The 20,502-nt window shown below is 73.4% G+C and carries 24 protein-coding genes; 17 read left to right on the top strand and 7 right to left on the bottom strand.

The window, feature by feature from the left end; genetic code table 11:
• Positions 1-5 precede the first annotated feature (5 nt).
• From OO60_RS38575 to OO60_RS38560, 4 genes are all read left to right on the top strand, one after another.
• Positions 6-1,244, top strand: coding sequence for a GGDEF domain-containing protein (locus tag OO60_RS38575; protein WP_051767937.1), 1,239 nt, complete (start codon positions 6-8; stop codon positions 1,242-1,244).
• A 154-nt stretch (positions 1,245-1,398) separates the two neighbouring features.
• Positions 1,399-1,728 (top strand): hypothetical protein, encoded by a 330-nt coding sequence (locus tag OO60_RS38570; protein WP_004561202.1) that lies wholly within the window; start codon positions 1,399-1,401, stop codon positions 1,726-1,728.
• 417 nt (positions 1,729-2,145) lie between these two features.
• Positions 2,146-3,273, top strand: coding sequence for a S1 family peptidase (locus OO60_RS38565; RefSeq protein WP_033263222.1), 1,128 nt, complete (start codon positions 2,146-2,148; stop codon positions 3,271-3,273).
• Between the two features lie 99 nt (positions 3,274-3,372).
• Positions 3,373-3,924, top strand: a complete 552-nt coding sequence (locus OO60_RS38560; protein WP_033263221.1) for a dihydrofolate reductase family protein — start codon at positions 3,373-3,375, stop codon at positions 3,922-3,924.
• Here the strand turns inward: OO60_RS38560 and OO60_RS38555 are convergent.
• Positions 3,903-5,189: a vanadium-dependent haloperoxidase gene (locus OO60_RS38555; RefSeq protein WP_033263220.1), complete on the bottom strand. Its 1,287-nt coding sequence runs from the start codon at positions 5,187-5,189 to the stop codon at positions 3,903-3,905. The genes OO60_RS38560 and OO60_RS38555 overlap by 22 nt on opposite strands.
• A 114-nt stretch (positions 5,190-5,303) precedes the next feature.
• On the opposite strand from OO60_RS38555, the gene OO60_RS38550 reads away from it, so the two are divergent.
• The 5 genes from OO60_RS38550 to OO60_RS38530 are packed head-to-tail and all read left to right on the top strand — an operon-like array spanning position 5,304 to position 8,299.
• Positions 5,304-5,885, top strand: a complete 582-nt coding sequence (locus tag OO60_RS38550) for an RNA polymerase sigma factor (RefSeq protein ID WP_003088311.1) — start codon at positions 5,304-5,306, stop codon at positions 5,883-5,885.
• On the top strand, positions 5,882-6,562 hold the full coding sequence (locus tag OO60_RS38545) for a QcrA and Rieske domain-containing protein (protein ID WP_033263219.1): 681 nt from the start codon (positions 5,882-5,884) through the stop codon (positions 6,560-6,562). The genes OO60_RS38550 and OO60_RS38545 overlap by 4 nt, the downstream gene beginning before the upstream one ends.
• Positions 6,563-6,600: 38 nt before the next feature.
• The gene (locus OO60_RS38540; protein ID WP_244885644.1) at positions 6,601-6,999 is read left to right on the top strand and encodes a plastocyanin/azurin family copper-binding protein; all 399 of its coding nucleotides are present in this window, start codon (positions 6,601-6,603) and stop codon (positions 6,997-6,999) included.
• The gene (locus tag OO60_RS38535) at positions 6,996-7,931 is read left to right on the top strand and encodes a metallophosphoesterase family protein (RefSeq protein WP_033263218.1); all 936 of its coding nucleotides are present in this window, start codon (positions 6,996-6,998) and stop codon (positions 7,929-7,931) included. The genes OO60_RS38540 and OO60_RS38535 overlap by 4 nt, the downstream gene beginning before the upstream one ends.
• Positions 7,928-8,299 (top strand): hypothetical protein, encoded by a 372-nt coding sequence (locus OO60_RS38530; RefSeq protein WP_033263217.1) that lies wholly within the window; start codon positions 7,928-7,930, stop codon positions 8,297-8,299. The genes OO60_RS38535 and OO60_RS38530 overlap by 4 nt, the downstream gene beginning before the upstream one ends.
• A 9-nt stretch (positions 8,300-8,308) precedes the next feature.
• Here OO60_RS38530 and OO60_RS38525 read toward each other — a convergent pair whose 3' ends face one another.
• Positions 8,309-9,091, bottom strand: a complete 783-nt coding sequence (locus OO60_RS38525) for a crotonase/enoyl-CoA hydratase family protein (RefSeq protein WP_003062651.1) — start codon at positions 9,089-9,091, stop codon at positions 8,309-8,311.
• Between the two features lie 123 nt (positions 9,092-9,214).
• Between OO60_RS38525 and OO60_RS38520 the strand changes: the two genes are divergently transcribed.
• The 5 genes from OO60_RS38520 (at position 9,215) to OO60_RS38500 (ending at position 13,561) form a co-directional block, all read left to right on the top strand.
• On the top strand, positions 9,215-9,586 hold the full coding sequence (locus tag OO60_RS38520) for a GntR family transcriptional regulator (protein WP_205624105.1): 372 nt from the start codon (positions 9,215-9,217) through the stop codon (positions 9,584-9,586).
• Entirely contained in the window at positions 9,583-10,464 is an 882-nt protein-coding gene (locus tag OO60_RS38515) for an ATP-binding cassette domain-containing protein (RefSeq protein ID WP_003062644.1), read from the top strand. The genes OO60_RS38520 and OO60_RS38515 overlap by 4 nt, the downstream gene beginning before the upstream one ends.
• Positions 10,461-11,156, top strand: a complete 696-nt coding sequence (locus OO60_RS38510) for a hypothetical protein (protein ID WP_003062641.1) — start codon at positions 10,461-10,463, stop codon at positions 11,154-11,156. The genes OO60_RS38515 and OO60_RS38510 overlap by 4 nt, the downstream gene beginning before the upstream one ends.
• Positions 11,157-11,268: 112 nt before the next feature.
• Positions 11,269-13,176 (top strand): potassium transporter Kup, encoded by a 1,908-nt coding sequence (locus OO60_RS38505; protein WP_033263216.1) that lies wholly within the window; start codon positions 11,269-11,271, stop codon positions 13,174-13,176.
• Between the two features lie 40 nt (positions 13,177-13,216).
• Positions 13,217-13,561, top strand: coding sequence for a twin-arginine translocase TatA/TatE family subunit (locus OO60_RS38500; RefSeq protein WP_033263215.1), 345 nt, complete (start codon positions 13,217-13,219; stop codon positions 13,559-13,561).
• Positions 13,562-13,589: 28 nt separating this feature from the next.
• Here OO60_RS38500 and OO60_RS38495 read toward each other — a convergent pair whose 3' ends face one another.
• A complete protein-coding gene (locus OO60_RS38495; RefSeq protein WP_003101402.1) occupies positions 13,590-14,078 on the bottom strand; it encodes a winged helix-turn-helix domain-containing protein in 489 nt (162 codons plus the stop codon).
• 75 nt (positions 14,079-14,153) lie between these two features.
• The gene (locus OO60_RS38490; protein WP_033263214.1) at positions 14,154-14,696 is read right to left on the bottom strand and encodes a CGNR zinc finger domain-containing protein; all 543 of its coding nucleotides are present in this window, start codon (positions 14,694-14,696) and stop codon (positions 14,154-14,156) included.
• Between the two features lie 157 nt (positions 14,697-14,853).
• On the opposite strand from OO60_RS38490, the gene OO60_RS38485 reads away from it, so the two are divergent.
• From OO60_RS38485 to OO60_RS38475, 3 genes are all read left to right on the top strand, one after another.
• Positions 14,854-15,528 (top strand): AzlC family ABC transporter permease, encoded by a 675-nt coding sequence (locus tag OO60_RS38485; protein WP_240490783.1) that lies wholly within the window; start codon positions 14,854-14,856, stop codon positions 15,526-15,528.
• The gene (locus OO60_RS38480) at positions 15,525-15,845 is read left to right on the top strand and encodes an AzlD domain-containing protein (protein ID WP_003101405.1); all 321 of its coding nucleotides are present in this window, start codon (positions 15,525-15,527) and stop codon (positions 15,843-15,845) included. The genes OO60_RS38485 and OO60_RS38480 overlap by 4 nt, the downstream gene beginning before the upstream one ends.
• 558 nt (positions 15,846-16,403) lie before the next feature.
• Positions 16,404-17,327 (top strand): LysR family transcriptional regulator, encoded by a 924-nt coding sequence (locus OO60_RS38475; RefSeq protein WP_003101406.1) that lies wholly within the window; start codon positions 16,404-16,406, stop codon positions 17,325-17,327.
• A 162-nt stretch (positions 17,328-17,489) separates the two neighbouring features.
• Here OO60_RS38475 and OO60_RS38470 read toward each other — a convergent pair whose 3' ends face one another.
• Genes OO60_RS38470 through OO60_RS38460 form a run of 3 tightly spaced genes read right to left on the bottom strand, consistent with a single transcriptional unit; the run spans position 17,490 to position 20,481 of the window.
• On the bottom strand, positions 17,490-17,996 hold the full coding sequence (locus OO60_RS38470; RefSeq protein WP_240490784.1) for a flavin reductase family protein: 507 nt from the start codon (positions 17,994-17,996) through the stop codon (positions 17,490-17,492).
• 26 nt (positions 17,997-18,022) lie between these two features.
• Positions 18,023-19,534: an amino acid adenylation domain-containing protein gene (locus OO60_RS38465; RefSeq protein WP_003101410.1), complete on the bottom strand. Its 1,512-nt coding sequence runs from the start codon at positions 19,532-19,534 to the stop codon at positions 18,023-18,025.
• 5 nt (positions 19,535-19,539) lie between these two features.
• Positions 19,540-20,481, bottom strand: a complete 942-nt coding sequence (locus OO60_RS38460) for a hypothetical protein (protein WP_003101413.1) — start codon at positions 20,479-20,481, stop codon at positions 19,540-19,542.
• Positions 20,482-20,502 lie beyond the last annotated feature (21 nt).

Raw genomic sequence — 20,502 nt, 5'->3', positions numbered from 1 at the left:
GGAAAGTGGATCCGCAGGGGGAGTTCACGGCCGTACACCCGTCCGCCGGCACCCGGCTGCGCACCGCGCCGCCCGGGGTCCTGCCCTACTACCTGGCGGTCGAGGCCGCCGCCGTCGTGCTGCCGTTCGCCGTGCCGTCGACCGCGCCCACGGCACGGGAATGGCTGTTCTTCGCCATCCTGCTGGGCTCGGCGCTCGCGCAGGCGGAGCTGTCGGCCAAGGCCGAGCGGATGCAGCGGTTCCTGGCCCGGAACCCGCACGTCAGCCTGAGCTCGGTCTGGATCTTCGGCGCCGCGCTGGTGATGCCGCCCGGCCTCGTCGCCGTGCTGACCGTGCTGATCTACGCCCACGCGTGGCTGCGGACGGCGGATGTGCCCGGAGTGCGGCCGTACCGCGTGACTTGCTCGGTGGCGACGTGCGTGGTGAGCGCCTTCGCCGCCTGGGCCGTCGCGAGCCTCTTCGACGGCGGTGCGGGTGCGCCCGAGGTGACCGGGGTGGTGGCCGCCGGGCTGACGTTCTTCCTGGTCAACACGGTGCTGGTGATGATCGGGTTCAAGCTGCACGACCCGTCCCGGCCGTGGCTGTCGCTCGCCGGGTCGGTGCCGGAGAACGTGCTCGACGCGGCCACGCTGTGCTTCGGGGCGGTCGCCGCGGTCCTGCTCACCGCGCGGCCGGGGCTGGTGCCGCTGCTGGTGCTGCCGCTGGTACTGCTGCGCCGCGGCGAGCTCGGGCGGCAGCTGGCGCTGCGCAACCGCGACCACACGACGGGGCTGCTCACCATCGCGGAGTGGCGGGCGCGGGCGGAGGCCGAGCTGGAGCGGGCGCGGCGCACCGGCGGCGCGTGCGGGATCCTGATGCTCGACCTGGACCACTTCAAGCGCGTCAACGACACCCACGGCCACCTGGCGGGCGACGACGTGCTGCGCGCGGTCGCCCGCGCCGTCCGCGGCGAGGTGCGGATCTACGACGCGGTCGGCCGGTTCGGCGGCGAGGAGTTCGTGGTGCTGCTGCCGGGCATCGGGCAGGGCCACTCGGCCGCGGTCGCCGAACGGATCCGCGACGCGGTGGCGAGCCTGGCCGTCGAGACGGCGGGCGGACGGCGGATCGACGGGCTGTCGGTGTCGATCGGCGTGGCGGTGCACCCGGCGGCGGGCAGCGGGGTGGACGAGGTGCTCGGGGCCGCGGACAAGGCCGTCTACGAGGCGAAGCACACCGGGCGGAACCGGGTTTGCGTGCGCCGGTGAGGAATGCGCCATCCGGCCGGGGGCCTGGGCTAGCCCGGATGGAGCAGTGTCGTGACTATCCGCTGCGCGCGGATTCACTGGCCCGATGAATTGCCGGTAATTCCCGCGCACTTCTACGCTCGTGGTGTCGGGTCTCCGCGCTGAGGAGTGGGTCATGCGAAGGAAATGGATCGTTTTTTCGATCGCCGTGCTTTCCCTGTTCGGTCTTTCGGCCGGACCGGCGGCCGCGTCCGGCCGCGATTTCGCGCCACCCGGCTGCTTCGGCGAACGCTACGGGATCCTCTTCGGACAGGGTGTCTCGGTCAGCTGTTTTCCCGGTACCGGCTACGGGTACCGCGTGCTCGCGCACTGCACGTCCGGCAGTGCGTTCTGGTTCGTGGCCGGGCTGCCGGTGCCGTACGGATTCGGTCCCGCGGTCGCCGAATGCTCCGGCGACCTGCTCGTGCCCGCCCGGCTGGTCGCCTACCAGGTCGACGAAATCTGATTTCCGCACGGAACCGCCCGGCCGCCCGTTTTCCGGCGGCCGGGCGGTGTCGTGCCCGCAATTCCCGGAACCGCCCGCCGCGGCGTGACCGCGGCGGGGAGGGACGGACGGGCACGCCGGGTGCCCGGCAGACTCCCGTCCGGCTCGCCGCGCGCGGGCCCGTGTTCTACTTGGTTCAGACCTTTGGCAACGCTGCCGGGAAGGGGCGGCGGCACGGCGCGGGCGAGCCGAGTGCGGCCCGCGCTCCTGGTGTGTGCGGCAAACCCCTGCGCCCCAACGTGTTTCGCTTGATCCTCCACAATGGACAGCCGATCCGGAATTCCGGACAGAAGACCGGACAAACCTGGACCAGCCGGTTCGCGCCCCGCACACTCGGCGGACGGTGTGTTTCTTTCCCCCGGCCCTGGAGGAGTCCCCATGCGTCGAAGAATCGCCCTCGCCCTCGGCGGCGTCGCCGTCCTCACGGCTTCGCTCGCCTCCGCCGCTCTCAGCCCCGCCGCCGCGCAGGCGTCACCCGGGCTGATCGCCGCCATGCAGCGGGACCTCGGGCTGACCGCCGCCCAGGCGTCGACCCGGCTGACCCAGGAAATGAGCGCCACCAGGGTGCTCCCGGCCGCGCAGCGCGCCGCCGGCGCGGCCTTCGGCGGTGCGTGGTTCGACCCGGCGCTCGGCAAGCTCGTCGTCGGCGTGACCGACCCGGCCGCGGCCGGCGCCGTCCGCCAGGCCGGTGCCGAACCCGCGACCGCCCGGATCAGCGCGGCGAAGCTCGACGCCGTGAAGGCCGCGATCGACACCTCGGCCAAGGCGGCGCCGGCACCCGCGGCCGTCAGCGGCTGGCGCGCCGACCCGCGGGCCGGCAGCGTCGTGGTCACCCTGCGGCCCGGCGCGCACGGTGCCGACGTCGACGCCTTCCTCGCGAAAGCCCGCCAAGCCGGCCCGGTCACCGTGGCGACCGCACCGGCCGCCGAGCCGTTCTCGGCCGGCACCGTCGGCGGCGACCCGTACTACATCAACGGCAACACCCGCTGCTCGATCGGCTTCTCGGTGCAGGGCGGGTTCGTCAGCGCCGGGCACTGCGGCGGCGTGGGCAGCTCGGTCGTCGGCTGGGACGGCTCGGCGATGGGCACCTTCGCCGGCTCTTCCTTCCCCGGCAACGACTATTCGTTCATCCGCATCGGCAACGGCTGGTGGACCGCGCCGGTCGTGCTCGGCTGGGGCACGGTCAGCGACGCGCTCGTCCGCGGCTCCTGGGTCGCGCCGGCCGGCACGTCGGTGTGCCGCTCGGGCTCGACGACGCACTGGCACTGCGGGGTCGTCGAAGGGCTCAACGAGACGGTCAACTACTCGCAGGGCGCGGTCTACCAGGTGACCCGGACGAACGTCTGCGCCGAGCCCGGCGACTCCGGCGGCTCGTTCATCACCGGTGACCAGGCACAGGGGGTCACCTCCGGCGGGTGGGGCAACTGCAGCTCCGGCGGGGAGACGTGGTTCCAGCCGGTGAACGAGATCCTGCAGACCTACGGCCTCTCGCTCGTCACGGCGTGAGCCGATCCGGCGGCGGTCGATGAATCCGGCGGCCGCCGCCGGTAGGTACCGGTGCTCGCCGCGCCACCGGGGCGCGGGCAGCAGACACCGGGAGCAGACATGAGCGTGATCGTGGTCGAGTTCATCACCCTGGACGGCGTCGTGGACGACCCCGACGGGTCCGGCGGCACCGCGTCCGGCGGCTGGGCGTTCCGGCACGGGCCGGAGTCGGTCGGCGGGGACAAGTTCCGGCTCGGGTCCCTGCTGGAGACCGGGACCCTGCTGTTCGGCCGGACCACCTGGGAGCTGTTCGCGAAGCTGTGGCCCGGCCGGACGGGCGACTTCGCCGACCGGCTCAACGCGGCGCCGAAGCTGGTGGCTTCGCGGACCCTCGCCGACGTCGGCGCGTGGCAGAACTCGTCCTTGCTGGCGGGCGACCTCACCGAGGTGGTGGCACAGGAGCAGCGGGACGTCGTCGTCATCGGCTCGATCGGGATCGCGCGGACGCTGGCCCGCCACGGCCTGGTCGACGAATACCGCCTGCTCGTGTTCCCCAGCGTGGCGGGCGAAGGACGGCGGCTCTTCGACGGCCTGGCCGCCGACCTGCGGCTCGTGTCGAGCACGCAGGTCGGGGCCGCGGTGCTGAGCACCTACCGGACACGCCCGGCGTAGGCCGTCACGAACGCGGCCACGTCGTGGCCGAGCCGGCGGCCGGCTTCGTGGTCGAGCCGGGTGTGCACACCGGCCACGATCCGGCTGCGGCCGGCCTCGTCGGCGGCGGCCTGGAACGTCGGGAACCGGCGGACCACCCCCGGCAGCACTTCGGAACCGACTTCGAGGGGCCGGCGCGGCCCGAACTCCTCGCGCAGGACCAGCGCACCCGCCTGCGAGATGACGCTGTGCGCGCCGGGGTACGCCGGGTCGGCCGGGGTGGTGGCGAGGCTCGACCAGTCCGGGATCGCCCCGGTGGCCGGGTTCCCGTCGTCGCCGGCGAGCCGGATCGCGGTGACCGGCCGCCAGATCCGGTAGTGGTACTTGGCGTCGTAGAAGGCGATCACGGCGTCGGCGAAGCTCAGGTTGAGGCGGGCGAACACCCGGGCCGCGACGAGCAGGCCGCTGTGCGAACCGCCGACGACGGACTGCGCGATCTCGTTCCAGTAGTTCCAGATCGGCGCGGCCCAGAACCGCGCCTGCACGGTCTCGTCGGCGGTCCGGGTGGCGCTCGTGTCACGCCCCGCCGCGGCCACCTCGTTCAGGGCGTTCGCGTACCGCGCGCTGCCGAGCGCGGGGTACGGGCCGGGCCGGAACCGGCCGGCGTGGCCGAGCACGAACGGCGTCACGGCGGCCCAGTGGGTGAACACGGCGGGGGCGAACGCGGGCGGCGTCGGCCGGTACTGCCCGGGCGCGGTGCCCGGCGCCGGCACCGGCGGGGTCGCGGCCGAACCGTCGTTCGCGCGCCGGCCCAGCAGCACCCGGGCGACCAGCCGCCCGGCCCGGACACCGGCGTCCCGCGCGGCCGGGGGCGTCACCCCGGCCAGCTGCGAGGCCAGCAGGCTCGCGAGGGCGTCGGCGCGGGTGGGGTAGAGGGTGGCCAGCACGTCGTGGGCGGCCTGCGCCGCGGCCGCCTCCGGGGCCGCCCGGCCCGGGACGTCGACGCGGAACAGGGCGGGCCGCCCGGCGCCGGCCGTCGCCACGACGGCGTCGTGGATCGCCGCGTGCAGCAGGGCGAAGCTGCGGGTCGGGTGCACGGTCGCGGGCTGCAGCCCGGCGGTGCGCACGATGGCCAGCAGCTCGCGGTTCCAGGCGAGGACGACGTCCGCGCCGCCCGGCCGCACGGGCGCCGCCGCGGCGAGACCGGGCAGGGCACCGGTGGCGAGCACGGCGGCGGCCGTCCCGCCGGTGACGAGCAGCGTCCGGCGAGACATCGATGTGGTCATTTCGCTCCCCAGGTCGTCGGAGGGTTCACCACACCGATACGGTCACGAGTTACGGCGTAACCCGGGCGCGTATCCCTCAGGTGGCGGGAAGAGTCAGCGGGGAGAAGGCGGGCGGTGCCGGTGGCACAGCGGTTCCGGCGCAGGCGCGCCGAACAGGACGATCCGGGCGCGGCGCCGCGCCCGCGGCTGCACGCGGTGGGGGCGGACGTCTACCCGGACTGGGAGGCGGTCTACCGCGACAACGTCGACCGCGTGTTCCGGCTGATGTTCTCGAAAGTGGGCAACCGGCCGGACGCCGAAGACCTCACCACCGAGGTCTTCCTGACCGCGTTGCGGCCGCTGCGCGTGTCGGCGAGCGTGGGCGAGGTCCGGGCGTACCTGCTGGCCACCGCGCGGACCGTGCTCGCCGGGCACTGGCGGCGCACGCTCGGCCGGGAGATCACCACCCTGGACGAGGAGCGCGACGTCGCCGCCTTCGAGGCCGGCACGCCCGACCCGGGCACGCTGGCCCGTGCGGAGGCCATCCTGACGCTGCTGCCGGAGCGGTACGGGAAGATCCTCCGGTTGCGCTTCTTGCAGGCTTGTTCGCTGAAGGAAGCGGCGGAGCAGCTGGGCACCACCGTCGGCAACGCGAAGGTGCTCCAGCACCGGGCGCTGCGCCAGGCGGCCCAGCTGGCGGAAGGGATGGAGACGTGAGCACTCGAGGCGTCCGCCGGTTCGTCAAGGACCTCCTGCGGCGGCGACGGCCGCGCCCCTTCGCGGCCTGCCCGGAAGACGAGGCCGAGCTGCGGACCGCAGTGCTGCTGCGTGCGGCCCGGCCCGGCGGCGCCGCGGCGAGCGAGGAGTTCGTCGCCTCGCTGCACCGCCGGCTCGCCCAGGAACTCGGGGAACCGGCGGTGCAGCGGGGCGGCAACCGCCGCCGGTTCATCCAGGTGTCCTCGGCCGCCGCGGTGGCGGCCGCGGCGGGCGCGGGCGTCGAATACCTGGTGACGCCGGGGGCGGAACCGGCGGCCGCGCCCCGGGGCGAAGAGGTCCTCCAGCCGGAGAACGGCCAGTGGCGGGCCGTCGTCGCGGTGCACGACCTGCCCGAGGGCGGGGTGCTGCCGTTCGACTTCGGGGCGGTGGCCGGGTTCGTGCACCGGTCCGGGGGACAGGTGCGGGCCGTCTCGGCGACCTGCACGCACCTCGGGTGCCGGCTGAACCTGGACGCGCCGGCCCGGCGGCTGAACTGCCCGTGCCACCGGACGTCGTTCGCCGTCGACGGCGTGGTACTGACGCACCAGCTGCCGGTGACGCCGCCGCCGCTGCCGCACCTGCTGGTGCGCGAAGCCGGGGGAGTGGTCGAGGTGCTGGTGCCGCCCGAAGGGGCGTAACCCCCGCGCGTATTCCGGGCATGAGGAATTCCGTTGCGGTGAAACACTTCCTGCTCGCGGGCGCGGCGGCGCTGGCGCTCACGGCCTGTACCGCGTCGCCGCCGCCCGCGGCTCCGCCGTCGATGCCCGGCATGCCGAGCGCGGCCGCGCCGCCGTCGTCGCCGCCGGCCGGGAACGCCACCACGAACACCGTGGCCATCAAGGACTTCGCCTTCGCGCCCGCGGCGACGACGGTGAAGAAGGGCACCACGGTCACCTGGACCAACTCCGACCAGGACCCGCACACCGTCACCAGCACCGGTTCCGGTGGCCCGCTGCGGTCGCCGACCCTCCAAACCGGACAGTCCTACCAGTACACCTTCAGCACGCCGGGCACGTTCGAGTACCTGTGCACGATCCACCCGTTCATGACCGCCACCGTGACGGTGACGCCGTGACCGGAGCGCACGACCCCGAAGGCATGACCCGGCGCCAGCTGCTGCGCCACACCGCGTGGTTCGGCGCCGCGGTGGTCCTGACGGTGGCCGGCGGCGAGGTGATCAGCCGGATCGCCGCGCCCGGCGAGGCCGCCGCCGTCGACGACCCGAACGCGCTGCGGTTCGTCCAGATCAGCGACAGCCACCTCGGGTTCACCGGCCCGGCCAACACCGCCGTCGAGCAGTCGTTCTCGCAGGCGCTGACGCAGATCAACGGGCTCGGCTACCGGCCGGACTTCGTCATGCACACCGGCGACCTGACCCACCTGTCCACGCCGGCCCAGTTCGATCAGGTCAAGCAGATGCTGGGCACGCTGGACACCGGCCACGTCTCCACCGTGCCCGGCGAGCACGACTCGGTCGACGACGCCGGGCAGAAGTACCGGCAGGCGTTCGGCGCGGGCACCGCGGGCGACGGCTGGTACAGCTTCGACGTCAAGGGTGTCCACTTCATCGCGCTGGTGAACACCCTCAGCCTGGAGAAGCTCGGCCACCTGGGGCCGGACCAGCTGGAGTTCGTCCGCAAGGACGTCGCGAAACTCGGCTCGGACACGCCGATCGTGGTGTTCAGCCACATCCCGCTGTTCGCGATGTACCCGGCCTGGGGGTGGGGCACCGACGACGCGGCCCAGGCGCTGTCGTACCTGCGGCGGTTCTCGTCGGTGACCTGCCTCAACGGGCACGTGCACCAGCTGTTCACCAAGACCGAAGGGAACATCACCTTCCACAGCGCGACGACGACGGCGTACCCGCTGCCGCAGCCGGGCAGCCGGCCGGCGCCGACGCCGGTGACGCTGCCCGCCGGCAAGCTCGCCGACGCGCTGGGCATCCGCGAGGTGTCCTACCGGCCGGGGCAGCCGGGCCTGGCGGTGAAGGACGTGAAGCTGGCATGAACCTCGTCCTCCGGATCGCGACGGCGGCCTGCCTCGCGCTCAGCGGGTTCCTGCACGCGCAGCTGTACGCCGGCGGGTACCGGGTGATCCCGGTGATCGGCCCGGCGTTCCTGGTGCAGGCGGCCGCGTCGATGGCGGTGGCGCTCCTGCTGCTGGCCGGCGGCCCGATGCTGCTGCGGCTCGCCGGGGCGGCCCTGGCGGCGGGGGCGCTGGCGGGGTTCGCGTTGTCGCGCACGACCGGCCTGTTCGGGTTCTCCGAGCGGGGCTTCCAGCCCGCGCCGCAGGCGTTGCTCAGCGTCCTGGCCGAGGGCGCGGTGCTGGTGCTGGTCGCGGTCGTGCTGTACCGCGCCCGAGCTGCGCGGCGCTGAATCCCGGCGTCAGGCGGGGTCTTCGAACTTCCCGTGCCGTCCGGCGCCGGCGGCGAACCGGGCCGCGCCGGAGACGCCCTCGCGCTCGACGATCGGTACCCCGGCCGCGCCTTCGGCGCGCAACGCCTCGGCCAGCGGGAGGTCGAGCCCCGCGTACGTCGACGCCCGGTCGGCGAGGACGCACTCGAAGGGGAACGCGGCGATCTGCGCGGCGAGTTCCAGCGCGGCCGGCACGGCCTGGCCGGGCTCGACCACGCGGTTGGCCAGGCCCATTTCGAGGGCCTCGGCGGCGCCGACCGGCCGCCCGGTGAGGATCAGGTCGAGGGCCCGGCCGAGGCCGACCACCCGGGGCAGCCGGACCGTGCCGCCGTCGATCAGCGGCACGCCCCACCGGCGGCAGAACACGCCGAACACCGCGTCGCGCTCGGCGATGCGCAGGTCGGCGAGCAGCGCCAGCTCCAGCCCGCCCGCGACGGCGTACCCGCTGACGGCCGCGATCAGCGGTTTGCCCAGCGGCAGCCGGGTCGGCCCCATCGGGCCGGCCCCGCTGCCGTCGCGGGTCAGCTCGTTGCGGCGGTCCGGGTCCCCGGTCGCGGTCAGGTCCGCCCCGGCGCAGAAGGTGCCGCCCGCCCCGGCGAGCACGGCCACGCGCTGGCCGGGGTCGGCCTCGAACGCCAGGAACGCGTCCCGGAGCTCGGCGGCCATCGGCCCGTCGACCGCGTTGCGGCGGTCCGGGCGGTCCAGCCAGATCACCGTGGTGGTACCGGCCGTCTCGACACGCACGTCGTTCATCGGTCCTCCGCGATCGGCCCGGTCCTGGGAGGGCAACGTATCGCGCGCCCCGCGCTTGACAAGTCCCGGCCGAGCCTCCATGGTTAGTTACATGAGTAATGAACCGACGAACCGTTGGGCGCGGTGGTCGGCGTGAAGGACGACGGGCGGCCCCTGTTCCTGCAGATCGCCGAGCAGATCGAGAACGCGATCGTCGGCGGGAGCCTGGCCGCGGACACCCAGGTGCCCTCGACCAACGAGCTCGCGGCCTTCCACCGGATCAACCCGGCGACCGCGGCGAAGGGCATCAACCAGCTCGTCGCCGACGGGATCCTCTACAAGAGACGAGGCATCGGCATGTTCGTCGCCACGGACGCCCGCGCGCAGCTGCTGGAGCGGCGGCGCCGGGACTTCACGCGGCAGTTCGTCGCCCCGCTGATGGCGGAGGCGGCCAAGCTCGGCATGGACGCCGAGGAGATCAAGAAGCTGATCGACGTCTGGGAGCCGCAGGGATGAACGTGGTGCGCACCACCGGGCTGACCAAGCGCTACGGCCCGCTCGCCGCGCTCGATCGCGTGAGCGTGGAGCTCGCGGAGAACACGATCCACGGCCTGCTGGGCCGCAACGGCGCCGGCAAGACCACGCTGATGAAGATCCTGACCGGGCAGGCCCGCGAAACCGGCGGCACGGCCGAGGTCTTCGGGGAGCACCCGTACGAAAACGCCGGCGTGCTTTCGCGGACCTGTTTCGTCAAGGAGAGCCAGCACTACCCGGAGAAGTTCCGGGTCAAGCACGCGCTGCGGGCCGCGGAGCTGCTCTACCCGAACTGGGACCGCTCCTACGCCGCGACCCTGCTGGCGGACTTCGCCGTCCCGGCAGGGCACCTGCTCGGCAAGCTCTCGCGCGGCCAGCTTTCGGCGGTCGGGGTCACCATCGGGCTGGCTTCGCGGGCGCCGCTGACCCTGTTCGACGAGCCGTACCTCGGCCTCGACGCGGTCGCGCGCCGGCTGTTCTACGACCGCCTGCTCGCCGACTACGCCGAGCGCCCGCGCACGATCGTGCTTTCCACCCACCTGATCGACGAGGTCAGCGACCTGATCGAACACGTCGTGCTGCTCGACCGCGGCCGGGTGCTGATCGACGCCGACGCCGAGTCGCTGCGGGGGGACGCGGTCGCGGTCACCGGGCCCGCCGAAGCCGTGGAGCGCTTCGCCGCCGGGTACGACGAGCTGCACCGCGAGCGCCTCGGCGGCTCGTTGCGCGTCACCCTCACCGGCGCGCCGGACCGGCTCGCCCCCGGGCTGGACTTCGAACCGGTTTCGCTGCAGCAGCTGGTCGTCCGCACCACCCAACGGCACGGTGGCCCGGTCGCCGCCGGGAAGGAAGCCCGATGACACGCGTGCGCGACGTCGCGCGGATCCAGCTGGTCAACTGGCCGGCGCTGCTGGCCTACCCGCTGGCCTTCGTGGCCGCGATGCCACTGCTGGGCCTGGGCATCGACCTCTCCAACGGCGAGGCGGCGACCGGCCCGCACGAGATCTACCTGCTGCCGGCGCTGTGGGGGATGGCCGCCGCCGGGCACCTGCAGTCGATGACGCAGGTCTTCCCCTTCGCGCTCGGGCTCGGCGTGACCCGGCGGCAGTTCGCCGCGGCCACGGCGCTGGTCGTCACGGCGCAGGCGGTGGTCCTGGGGCTGGTGCTGGTGGTCTTCGGCGCCGTCGAGCGGGCCACCGGGGGATGGGGCCGCGACGCCGGCCTGTTCGGGCTGGGCGCGCTGCGCCAGGACGGCCCGCTGACGCAGTGGCCGGCCTACGCGGGGCCGATCGTCGCCGCGTCGGCGGTCTGCGTGCTGGCCGGCGTGGTGTTCCAGCGCTGGCGGCAGAGCGGGATGTACCTCGCGGTCCTCGGCAGCGCCGCGGTTCTGGGCGGCTTCGGTGCCCTGGTGAAGGCCCAGCGCTGGTGGCCGTCGATCGGCGATTTCCTCGGCGCCCAGTCGTCGCTGACGCTGTTCACGGCCGGCCCGCTGGCGGTCGCGCTGGTGCTCGGCGGCGTGGCGTGGCTGCTGCTGCGACGCGCCACGGTGTGAGGGGCGCGTAGGGATTTCGTCAAGAAACACCCTCGCCCGCCGCCGGGCTGCGTCCGGCCACAGTGGACCGGTAGGGTCCGGCGCACCGGTTGCCGGGCGGAGGAGGGGGCACGTGAGCCAGGAGCAGACCACGCGTGACGTCGTGCGGCTCGGCCTGGTGATCGGCGCGCTGGGCGTGGTGTTCGGGGACATCGGGACGAGCCCGATCTACACGCTGCAGACGGTGTTCAACCCGGCCGACCCGCACCCGGTGCCGGTCAGCACGCAGAACGTCTTCGGCGTGGTGTCGCTGATCTTCTGGTCGGTGATGATCATCGTGACGGTCACCTACGTGCTGCTGGCCATGCGCGCCGACAACGACGGCGAGGGCGGCATCATGGCGCTGATCACCCTGCTGCGCCGCTGGGGTGCGCAGCGCGGCAAGCGCGCCGCCATCGTGCTGGCCGGGCTGGGCATCTTCGGCGCGGCGCTGTTCTTCGGCGACAGCATGATCACCCCGGCGATCTCCGTGCTGTCCGCGGTGGAAGGGCTGAAGGTCGTCTCGGACGGCCTCGAGGACTGGGTCGTCCCGATCACCGCCGTGATCATCGTCGGGCTGTTCCTGGTCCAGCGGCGCGGGACGGCCGCGGTCGGCCGGGTGTTCGGGCCGGTGATGATCGCCTGGTTCGCGACGATCGGCGCGTTCGGCGTCGTGGGGATCACCGGCCACCCGGACATCCTCGAGGCGCTCTCGCCGACGTATGCGATCGGGTTCATGGCCGGGCACTTCGACATCGCGTTCTTCGCCCTCGCCGCGGTGGTGCTGTCGGTGACCGGCGCCGAAGCGCTGTACGCGGACATGGGGCACTTCGGACGGCGGGCGATCACCCGCGGCTGGCTGCTGCTGGTGCTGCCCGCCTGCGTGCTCAGCTACCTCGGGCAGGGCGCGCTGATCCTGGAAAACCCGGCGAACGTCAGCAGCCCGTTCTTCCTGCTCGTGCCCTCCTGGGCGCGGATACCCCTGGTGGTGCTGGCCACGGCCGCGACGGTGATCGCGTCCCAGGCGGTGATCACCGGCGCCTACTCGGTCGCTTCGCAGGCCGCCCAGCTCGGGTACCTGCCGCGGCTGCGCGTCGCGCACACCTCGGAGACCGAGCGGGGCCAGATCTACGTGCCGTGGATCAACTGGCTGCTCATGGTGTCGGTGCTGACGCTGGTGTTCGCCTTCCGCAGTTCCGCCGCGCTGGCGTTCGCCTTCGGCATGGCGGTGACCGCCACGATCACCATCACGACGTTGCTGTTCTTCTACATCGCCCGGTCGCGGTGGGGGACACCGGCGTGGCTGGTCGGCCTCGGCGCGAGCGTGCTGCTGGTGGTGGACCTGCTGTTCGTCGCGGCCAACCTGACCAAGCTGGTGCACGGGGCCTGGCTGCCGCTGCTGATCGGACTGACGGCGTTCACGATCATGACGACGTGGCAGCGCGGCCGCTTGATCGTCACCGCGGAGCGCGAACGGCGGGAGGGTTCGCTGCCGGAGTTCATCGAACAGCTGCGCGACGCCCCGGTGCAGGTGGTGCCCGGAACGGCGGTGTTCCTCAACCGGGGCGGGCGGACCGCGCCGCTGGCCCTGCGCGCCAACGCCGAGCACAACCACGTGCGGCACGAGCAGGTCGTGATCCTGTCGCTGGAGACCGAGCCGGTGCCGCGGGTGCCGGCCGAGCAGCGGATGACCGTCGAAGACCTGGGCCACACCGACGACGGCATCGTGTTCGTCACCGCCCGCTACGGCTACATGGACTCCCCGGACGTCCCGGGCGCACTGGCCACGCTCGACCCGGCCCGTACCGAAGGACGGCTGAACCTCGCGCGGGCGTCGTACTTCCTGTCGAAGATCGAGCTGCAGCGCGGCCCGGAACCGACGATGGCGGGCTGGCGGAAACGGCTGTTCATCGCGACGTCGTACATCACCGCGGACGCGGCGGAGTACTTCGGCCTGCCCCGGGACCGCACGGTCATCATGGGATCGCACATCGAGGTCTGACTCAGCGGCCGCTCAGGCCGGACCGGGTAGCGTCGCCGGGGTGTTCGGTCTCAGCCTGGAGCACCTGGCCACCCTGCTCGTGGCGGCGTTGTTCGTCCTCGGCCCCGAGCGGCTGCCCGGTGCGGTGCGCGGGGTGTCCCGCGCAGCGCGGCGGGCCCGCGAGTTCGCCGCCGGCGCGCAGGAGCGCCTGGAGGCCGAGCTGGGCCCGGAGTTCGAGCAGGTGCGCAAGCCGCTGCAGGACCTGCGGGCGCTGCGCGAGTTCGACCCCCGCGCGGCCCTGCGGCGGCACCTCCTCGACGCCGGGCCGCCGGCGGCTCCGGTGCGCGCGCCCGCCGCGGGCCTGCGCCCCGGCGAGCGCCCGCCGGTCGACTTCGAGGCCACCTGACCCGCGCTCGTCCACAGTGGACGGCCGATCAGTCCAGGGTCACCGGCGCCGAGCTTTCGAAGCGGTAGCCGACGCCGCGGACGGTGGTGATCGGGTCCAGGTGCGGGGCGAGTTTGGCGCGCAGCTTCCGGACGTGGACGTCGACCGTCCGGTCGTTGCCGTCCTGGCGCGGCCAGAGCGCGGTCTTCAGCGTGGTGCGGGTGAACACGCGGTCCGGGTGACGGCGGAGGAAGTGCAGCAGGTCGAACTCCAGCCGGGTCAGGCGGACCGGCCGGCCGAGCAGGTACACGCGCCGGGGGCCGGCCTCGATGCGCAGCAGCGGATCCGGCACCAGCCTCAGGTGCGGTTTCGGCTCCCCGGCCGGATGCGGGAGGCGGGTGGCGACGACGTCGACGCTCGCCAGGCCGCCGAGCGCCGTGGCGAGCCGGGCGGCGACGACGGCGGCGTCGGCGGCCCGGCTGGTGAGGTCGATCCGGATGCTCACCTGGAGCGCCTCGGCGTGCGGCGGGGTCGGCATGGCCGCGATTCTGGCCGGGTGCGGTCCCGGTGGGTAGTGCTCCCGGCGGTCGGAACGACTTGACGCGGCGGCCGGTCAGGCCGTGGCGCCGGCCGCCTGGCGGGCGCGGTAGGCGCGCATCTTGTGCCGGGCGCCGCAGACGGACGTCTCGCACCAGCGGCTCACCACGTTGGGGGACCGGTCGTAGAACGCCCACCGGCAGTCCTCCGCGGCGCAGGTCTTCAGGCGGCGCAGGGAGCCGTCGAGACCGGCGGTGATCACCGCCGCGAGCACCCGGGTGATGGCCGTGTCCAGGGCCGTCGCGTCGTCGCCGGCGAACTCCACGTGCGGGCCCGCCTGCAGGAGGGGGCGGGTGCCGGTCCTGGCCAGTTCGCCGTTGAGCGCGGGCACCCCGCCCGGGGTGCCGCCCAGCAGCTGCCGCAACGCTTCCCGGAACCGGCGTACGCGGGTCAGGTCCGCCTGCGTCGGCCGGGCCGGGCACGGCAGGTCGGCGGCTTCCGCCCACGCCAGCAGACCCGCCGGGGTGGTCAGATCGTCCCGGTCCTCCAGCAGTTCGCTGGTGTTGACCAGGCTCTGGACCACGGCGAGCGGAGGCGGTGCTGCCGGACGCGGAGCCATGCCCGTCAGGTTACCAGTACTCCGCTCTGGTGGTCACCCCAGGGCGAATCAGCGGGCGTTTCGTGGTTTGAGAAAGGAATTTCCCGGGTACCGGCGTGCTGCCGGGTTACCAACACTCGCGTCTGTTGGTAACGTCGAGGTGGAGGAGGTGGACATCGTGACCGAAACCACCGCTGAGCCGGTCCGGACCCTGCGTCCGGTGCTGCCGGTGGCCGCCGCCGACCTGGCGGACGGCATGGCGTTCGGTGCGCTCGCGGCCTCGGTCGGGATGGGCGTGCTGGCCCCGGTGGCCATGTCGCTGCTGGTGTTCTCCGGCAGCGCCCAGTACGGCGCCGTCGCCGTCATCGCGCAGCACGGCTCGGTCTGGGCCGTGGTCGGGGCGGCGGCCGCGCTCAACGCCCGCTACCTGCTGATGGGCACCACCATCGCGCCCGCGCTGACCGGGTCCGCCTGGTCGCGGGCGGGGACGGCGATGCTGATCACCGACGGCTCGTGGGCGGTCGCCCACCGCGGGGACGGGCAGTACGACCTGCGCACCCTGCGGCTGGCCGGCGCGCTGTGCCTGTGCGGCTGGACCGCGGGAACGGGGCTGGGCGCCGTCCTCGGCGACGCCATCGGCGACCCGGGACGCCTGGGGCTGGACGCCGCCTACCCGGTGTTCTTCCTCGGCCTGCTGCGCGCGCACCTCAAGGACGCGCGCGCGTGGGGCCTGGCGGTGCTCGGCGTCCTCGCCGCGGCCGCGCTGGTCTTCTGGGCGCCGCCGGGGATCCCGGTGCTGGTGGCCGGGGCCGCCGGCGCCGTCACGGGCGCGGTGCTGGGGGTGCGGCGATGACGTACCAGTGGATCATCGTGCTGGCCCTCGGCGTCACCGCGCTCACCCTGCGGGTCGTGGTGCCGCTGGCGGCGGGTGGCCGGGAACTGCCCACCTGGCTGCGCAACGCGCTCACGTGCGCGACCCCGGCGCTCATCGCCGGCCTGGTGGTCACCCTGCTCTGGCCGTCCTCGGGTGCCGTGTCGTCGGTGCGGACGCTGACCGCGCTGGCGGGTGTCGGCGCCGGGGTCCTCCTGCTGGCGGGCAAGCGGTCGATCCTGACCGCGATGGTCGGCGCGGCGGTCGTGACCGCCCTGCTGCGGCTGGTGTTCGGCTGATTCCGCCGCACCGGGCGGGAAATGGATCGGAAAACGCAAGGGAAAATCCCGGTAATCGGGGAATTGGTGATCATCCCGCGGGAAGGACGAATCCGGTGACAACGGCGGCGATGGTCTTTTGGAGTGAAGTACCGTGCAGCGTCGACCACGGCCGGTGAAACGGAAAGCGGTTACTGCCCGCCCGATGGGTGTAGTTTGTCTCCCCCGCACGGGTGGTAATTCGCAAGAAGTCACTCTTTCCGGGAGTGCCGACGGAAAACCAGAGACCATCCGCGGTCGGGAACGAGCCGCGGGTGCCGATTGGGGGAAGGACGTCGTGAAAAGTGCCGTGCCGGCCGCGAGCAGCCGGCCGCTGGAAGGTTTCGAGCCATACCACCGCGAGAAGGCCGCCGCGGCCGTCCGGAGAGCCCGACGGCGGACCGCCGCGGACCCCGCCCGCCGCAACCACGGTGCGCGCGCCGAGACCGTCCCGCGAACGTTCACCCCGCTGAGCGAAAGGAACACCCGCACGGGGGCCTGCCCCCGTGCCGCGCGCCCGGCCCGGGGGTGATCCGAGTCGTGGACACCGCATCCCTCACCACGTTCCTCAGCGTGGCCGAGCAGTCGAGTTTCACCAAGGCCGCGATCGACCTGAGCGTTGCCCAGCCGACGGTCACCGCCCGGATCAAGAAACTGGAGCGCGACCTCGCCTGCGACCTGTTCAACCGCACCGGCGCGCTCATCCGGCTGACGACCGCCGGCCAGCGGTTCCGCCGCTACGCCCACAAGATCGTGAAGCTGAGCCGCCTGGCGGAGGAGACCGTCCTCGCGGCCACCACACCCGCCGACGCGCTGACCGTCGGCGCCGACAGCGGCCTCACCTCCTACCGGCTGGTGCCGATCGTCGAGTACCTGTACCGCCGCCACCCCGAGCTCGCGCTGGAAATCCGGCCCCTGGAGGAGGATCCGTGGAGCCGGATCGGCGACTCCGACGTCGACTGCGCGTTCTTCATCGACGTCTGCGAGTCCTCGCCGAAGGCGGATTCGACGTTGCTGTGCCCGGAGCCGCTGGTGGTGGTGACCGGCCAGGACGGCCCGCTCGGCCCGGAGCCGGTCCCGACGCAGCGGCTGGCGAGACAGCCGTTGCTCTGCGCCCACCGCGGCAGCGGCTACCAGCGCCTGTTCGAGCAGACGCTCGGCGGCGCGGGCGAAACCGCCGTCCGCGCGTTGTCCTTCGGCTCGATCGACGCGGTGAAGCGCGCGTTGACGGCGGGTTTGGGCATTTCGCTGCTGCCCCGGCTCAGCGTGGCCACCGAGCTGGCGGAGGGCCGGCTGGTCGAGGTGCCGTGGACGGCACCGTTCCAGGTCTTCACGCAGGTGGCGTGGCATCGCGAGATCCGTACCGACCCGCGGTTCGCGGTGTTGCTGGACGCCGCGGCTCGGGCGACGGCCGAGCAGGTCGCGGACGCGGGGATGCGCCAGGGTCGCCGTCCCGCTCTCTGACGGTCTGCACCTCCCGTCCCCAGGTCGTGAGTGGTAAGGCGCGTTCTAACGCGCCTTACCACTCACGACAAGCCGCGGCAGACCTCAAAAAGATTGTGAGCCGCGAAACGGCCCGCCGGTCCTGGGAGACAGGACCGGCGGGCCGTTGCGCACAACGGGGTTTCAAGCCCCCAGCGGGTACTGCTCCCGTCCATACAGGACGGTCGGCACCGCGTTCGTGTCCCGCAGCCACACCACCTGGCCGACGACGACCGTGTGGTCCAGCAGGGTTGCGGTGTCGCCGACCTCGCAGACCAGCGCCACCCCCGCCGCGGACAGGACCGGGATCCGGTGCTCGGGCTGCCACGGCACCCCGGCGAACCGCTCGGCCGGGCTGCCCACCGCGAACTTGCGGGTCAGGGCCCGCTGGGCCCACGACAGCGTGTTGACGGCGAACCGGCCCGTCTCGAGGATCGCCGCCAGGGTGCGGCTGTGGCTGCCCAGCGACACCAGCACGCTCGGCGTGTCGGCCGACAGCGACATCACCGCGTTGGCCGTGCAGCCGACCGGGGAGTCGCCGATCACGGTGGTGAGCACGGTGACGCCCGTGGGCAGCTTGGCGATCGCCTGGCGGAACCCGTCCGGGGGCACGAGGACCGCCGGCGGGGTGGTGATTTCCGTGGTTTCCATGATGTTCCCTTCCGGGGCGGCGGCGGTCATCCGCGCTGCCCGATCGCGTCCGCGGTGAGGGCCGAGCGGTCGATCTTGCCGTTGACGTTGAGCGGCAGCGTGTCCAGCACGCCGAGCCGGCGGGGCACCATGTACCCGGGCAGGCGGGCCGCGACCGCGGTCAGCAGCCGGCCGGGTTCGAGGTCCCGTCCGGTGCACACCGCTTCCAGCTCGGTCGTGCCGCCGCTGCCGGGCAGGGCGAGCACGATCGCGTCGCGCACCCCGTCCTGGTCCCGCAGCGCCGCTTCGATTTCGCCGAGTTCGACGCGGTAGCCCTGCACCTTCACCTGCTGGTCCGACCGTCCCAAGTGGACGAGTGCGCCGTCCTGCCAGCACACCCGGTCCCCGGTGCGGTACCAGGCCGCGTCGTCGAGCTCGTCATCCGCGCCGTGCGGCCGCGCGGTCTCGTCGCCCGGGCCGAAGTGGTAGAAGCGGCCTTCGTTCGCCGCCGGGTCGAGGTAGCCGGGGAACCGCTGCGGGCCGCGTGCGCACAGCTCCCCTTCGACGGCCGGACGGCCCTCGTCGTTGAGCACGAGGTGGGTGACGCTCGGGTGGGGCTGCCCGATCGGCACGGTCCCGTTGGCGGTGGCCGGCCAGTCCGCCGGATCGGCGGGCAGCCGGAACTGCGCGCAGCTGATGGTCAGTTCCGTGGGGCCGTAGAGGTTCTCCACGACCGCGCCGGGTGCCGCCCGCTGCCACGCCTGGGCCTGGTGCGTGGTCAGCGGTTCCCCGCAGAACAGGCTCCAGCGCAGCGAAGGCATGCTGCCGGGCCGCAGGCTGCGCAGCCGCTGGGCGTAGGACACCATCGACGGCACCGAGAACCAGTGCGTCAGCTCCTTCTCCGCGACGAACCGCACCGGCGCCAGCAGGTCTTCGCGGCTGGGTACGACGAGCGTCGCCCCGCCGCTCCACGCGGTGAACATGTCGAACACCGACAGGTCGAAGGTCAGGTCGAACGTCTGGGAGACGCGGCTGCCCGGCGCCATGCCGTACCGCGGCACGACGTGGGCGAGGTAGGCACCCACGTTGCGGTGCCGGATCGGGACGCCCTTGGGCCGCCCGGTCGAGCCCGAGGTGAACAGGATGTACGCGAGATCCCCGGGTTCCGGCGCCGGCGGCGTGCGCGGGACGCCGGCCGGTTCGGTCATGACCAGTTCCGGCACGCCGAGGCCGGCGGGCGCTTCGGTGAGCACCAGGTCGAGCCCGGCCGCCTCGGCGATCATCCGGTTGCGGTCTTCGGGGAAGGCCGGGTTGAGCGGCACGACGGTGCTGCCCAGCCGCTGCCCGGCGAGGTAGCCGGCGTAGGTGAGCACACTGCGCTCGGCCAGCACGCCGATCCGGGCGGGCACGGCGCCCAGCGCGGCGACGGCGTCGGCCGCCACGTGCCCGGCGAGGTCGGTCAGTTCGCGGTAGGTGAGGGTGCGCGTCCCGACTTCGAGCGCGGGCGCGCCGGCGTGCTTGCCCGCCGACGCCGCGAACCACTGGTACAGGGTCTCCATCGTTCTCAGGCCTCCCATTCCCGGCCGGTGATCGTCTTGTCGTTGGTGCGCAGCAGCTCTTCGAAGGTCCGCTGCAGCAGGCCGCTGCGGGGTTTGCCCCGGGCGGCGGACGCCGCGGCGAACCGGACGACCTTGGGCAGTTCGGTCCAGCTCACCGCGGCCGCGGCGGCTTCGTCCGCGCCGATCTCGCCGCTGGCGGCGAGCACGTCGAGCCGGTAGGTGTAGTGCCGGCTCGCCGCCCACAGGTCGTCCCCGTAGCGGGCGGCGGCGGTCTCGTCCGCGGCCAGCACCCCGCTGACGCGCTCGATCACCTCGGGCAGGACGCAGGTCCAGCCGCCCGGATCCGGAACGGCGGGCGCGCCGCCGGTGGTGCGCGCCAGCCAGCGGAACAGGTCCGCGTGCACCGGCTCGACGGCGGCGCCGAGCGCGTGCCGGTCGCGGTGGGCGATCTCCGGCGGCCACGGACCGTGCGGGGCCAGCGCGAGCTCCAGCGCGGTGTCGTCCAGCCAGCCGAGGAACGGTTCCTGCGCCCCGAGCGGGGTCAGCGCGCAGAAGTGGTCGGCCACCAGCCACCGGTCGTCGCGCCGCCCGAGCAGCAGCAGCCAGTGCGGCGAGTGCGCGGTCTCGAAGGCGGGCGACCAGGGCAGGTGGAAGGTGTCGGCGACGGCCAGCACCCGCCCCGAGCGGGCGAGTTCGGCGTCGAGGTCGCCGGCGGCCCGTGCCCAGTCCGCGGCGCCGCGGTAGCCGAGCGGTGCCCGCGCACCGGCGTCGTCGACGCGGTGGTGCTGCGAGAACACCAGGTCCCCGCCGTCGAGCCGGACGGCCAGCCGCACGGCGTGCGCCAGGCGCGTCTTCACGCCCGCGTCGTCGGGTTCGAGGTAGGCCACCAGGTTGGTGGTGTAGCAGCTGAGCTCCGGGACTACGTCCGGAGCGTTGATGAGGTGCACGTCGGGCCTCCGTCGTGGTGG

It is taken from the genome of Amycolatopsis vancoresmycina (assembly GCF_000716785.1).
Taxonomy (GTDB): Bacteria; Actinomycetota; Actinomycetes; order Mycobacteriales; family Pseudonocardiaceae; genus Amycolatopsis; species Amycolatopsis vancoresmycina.
This window is presented reverse-complemented; position numbering and strand designations above follow the sequence as displayed.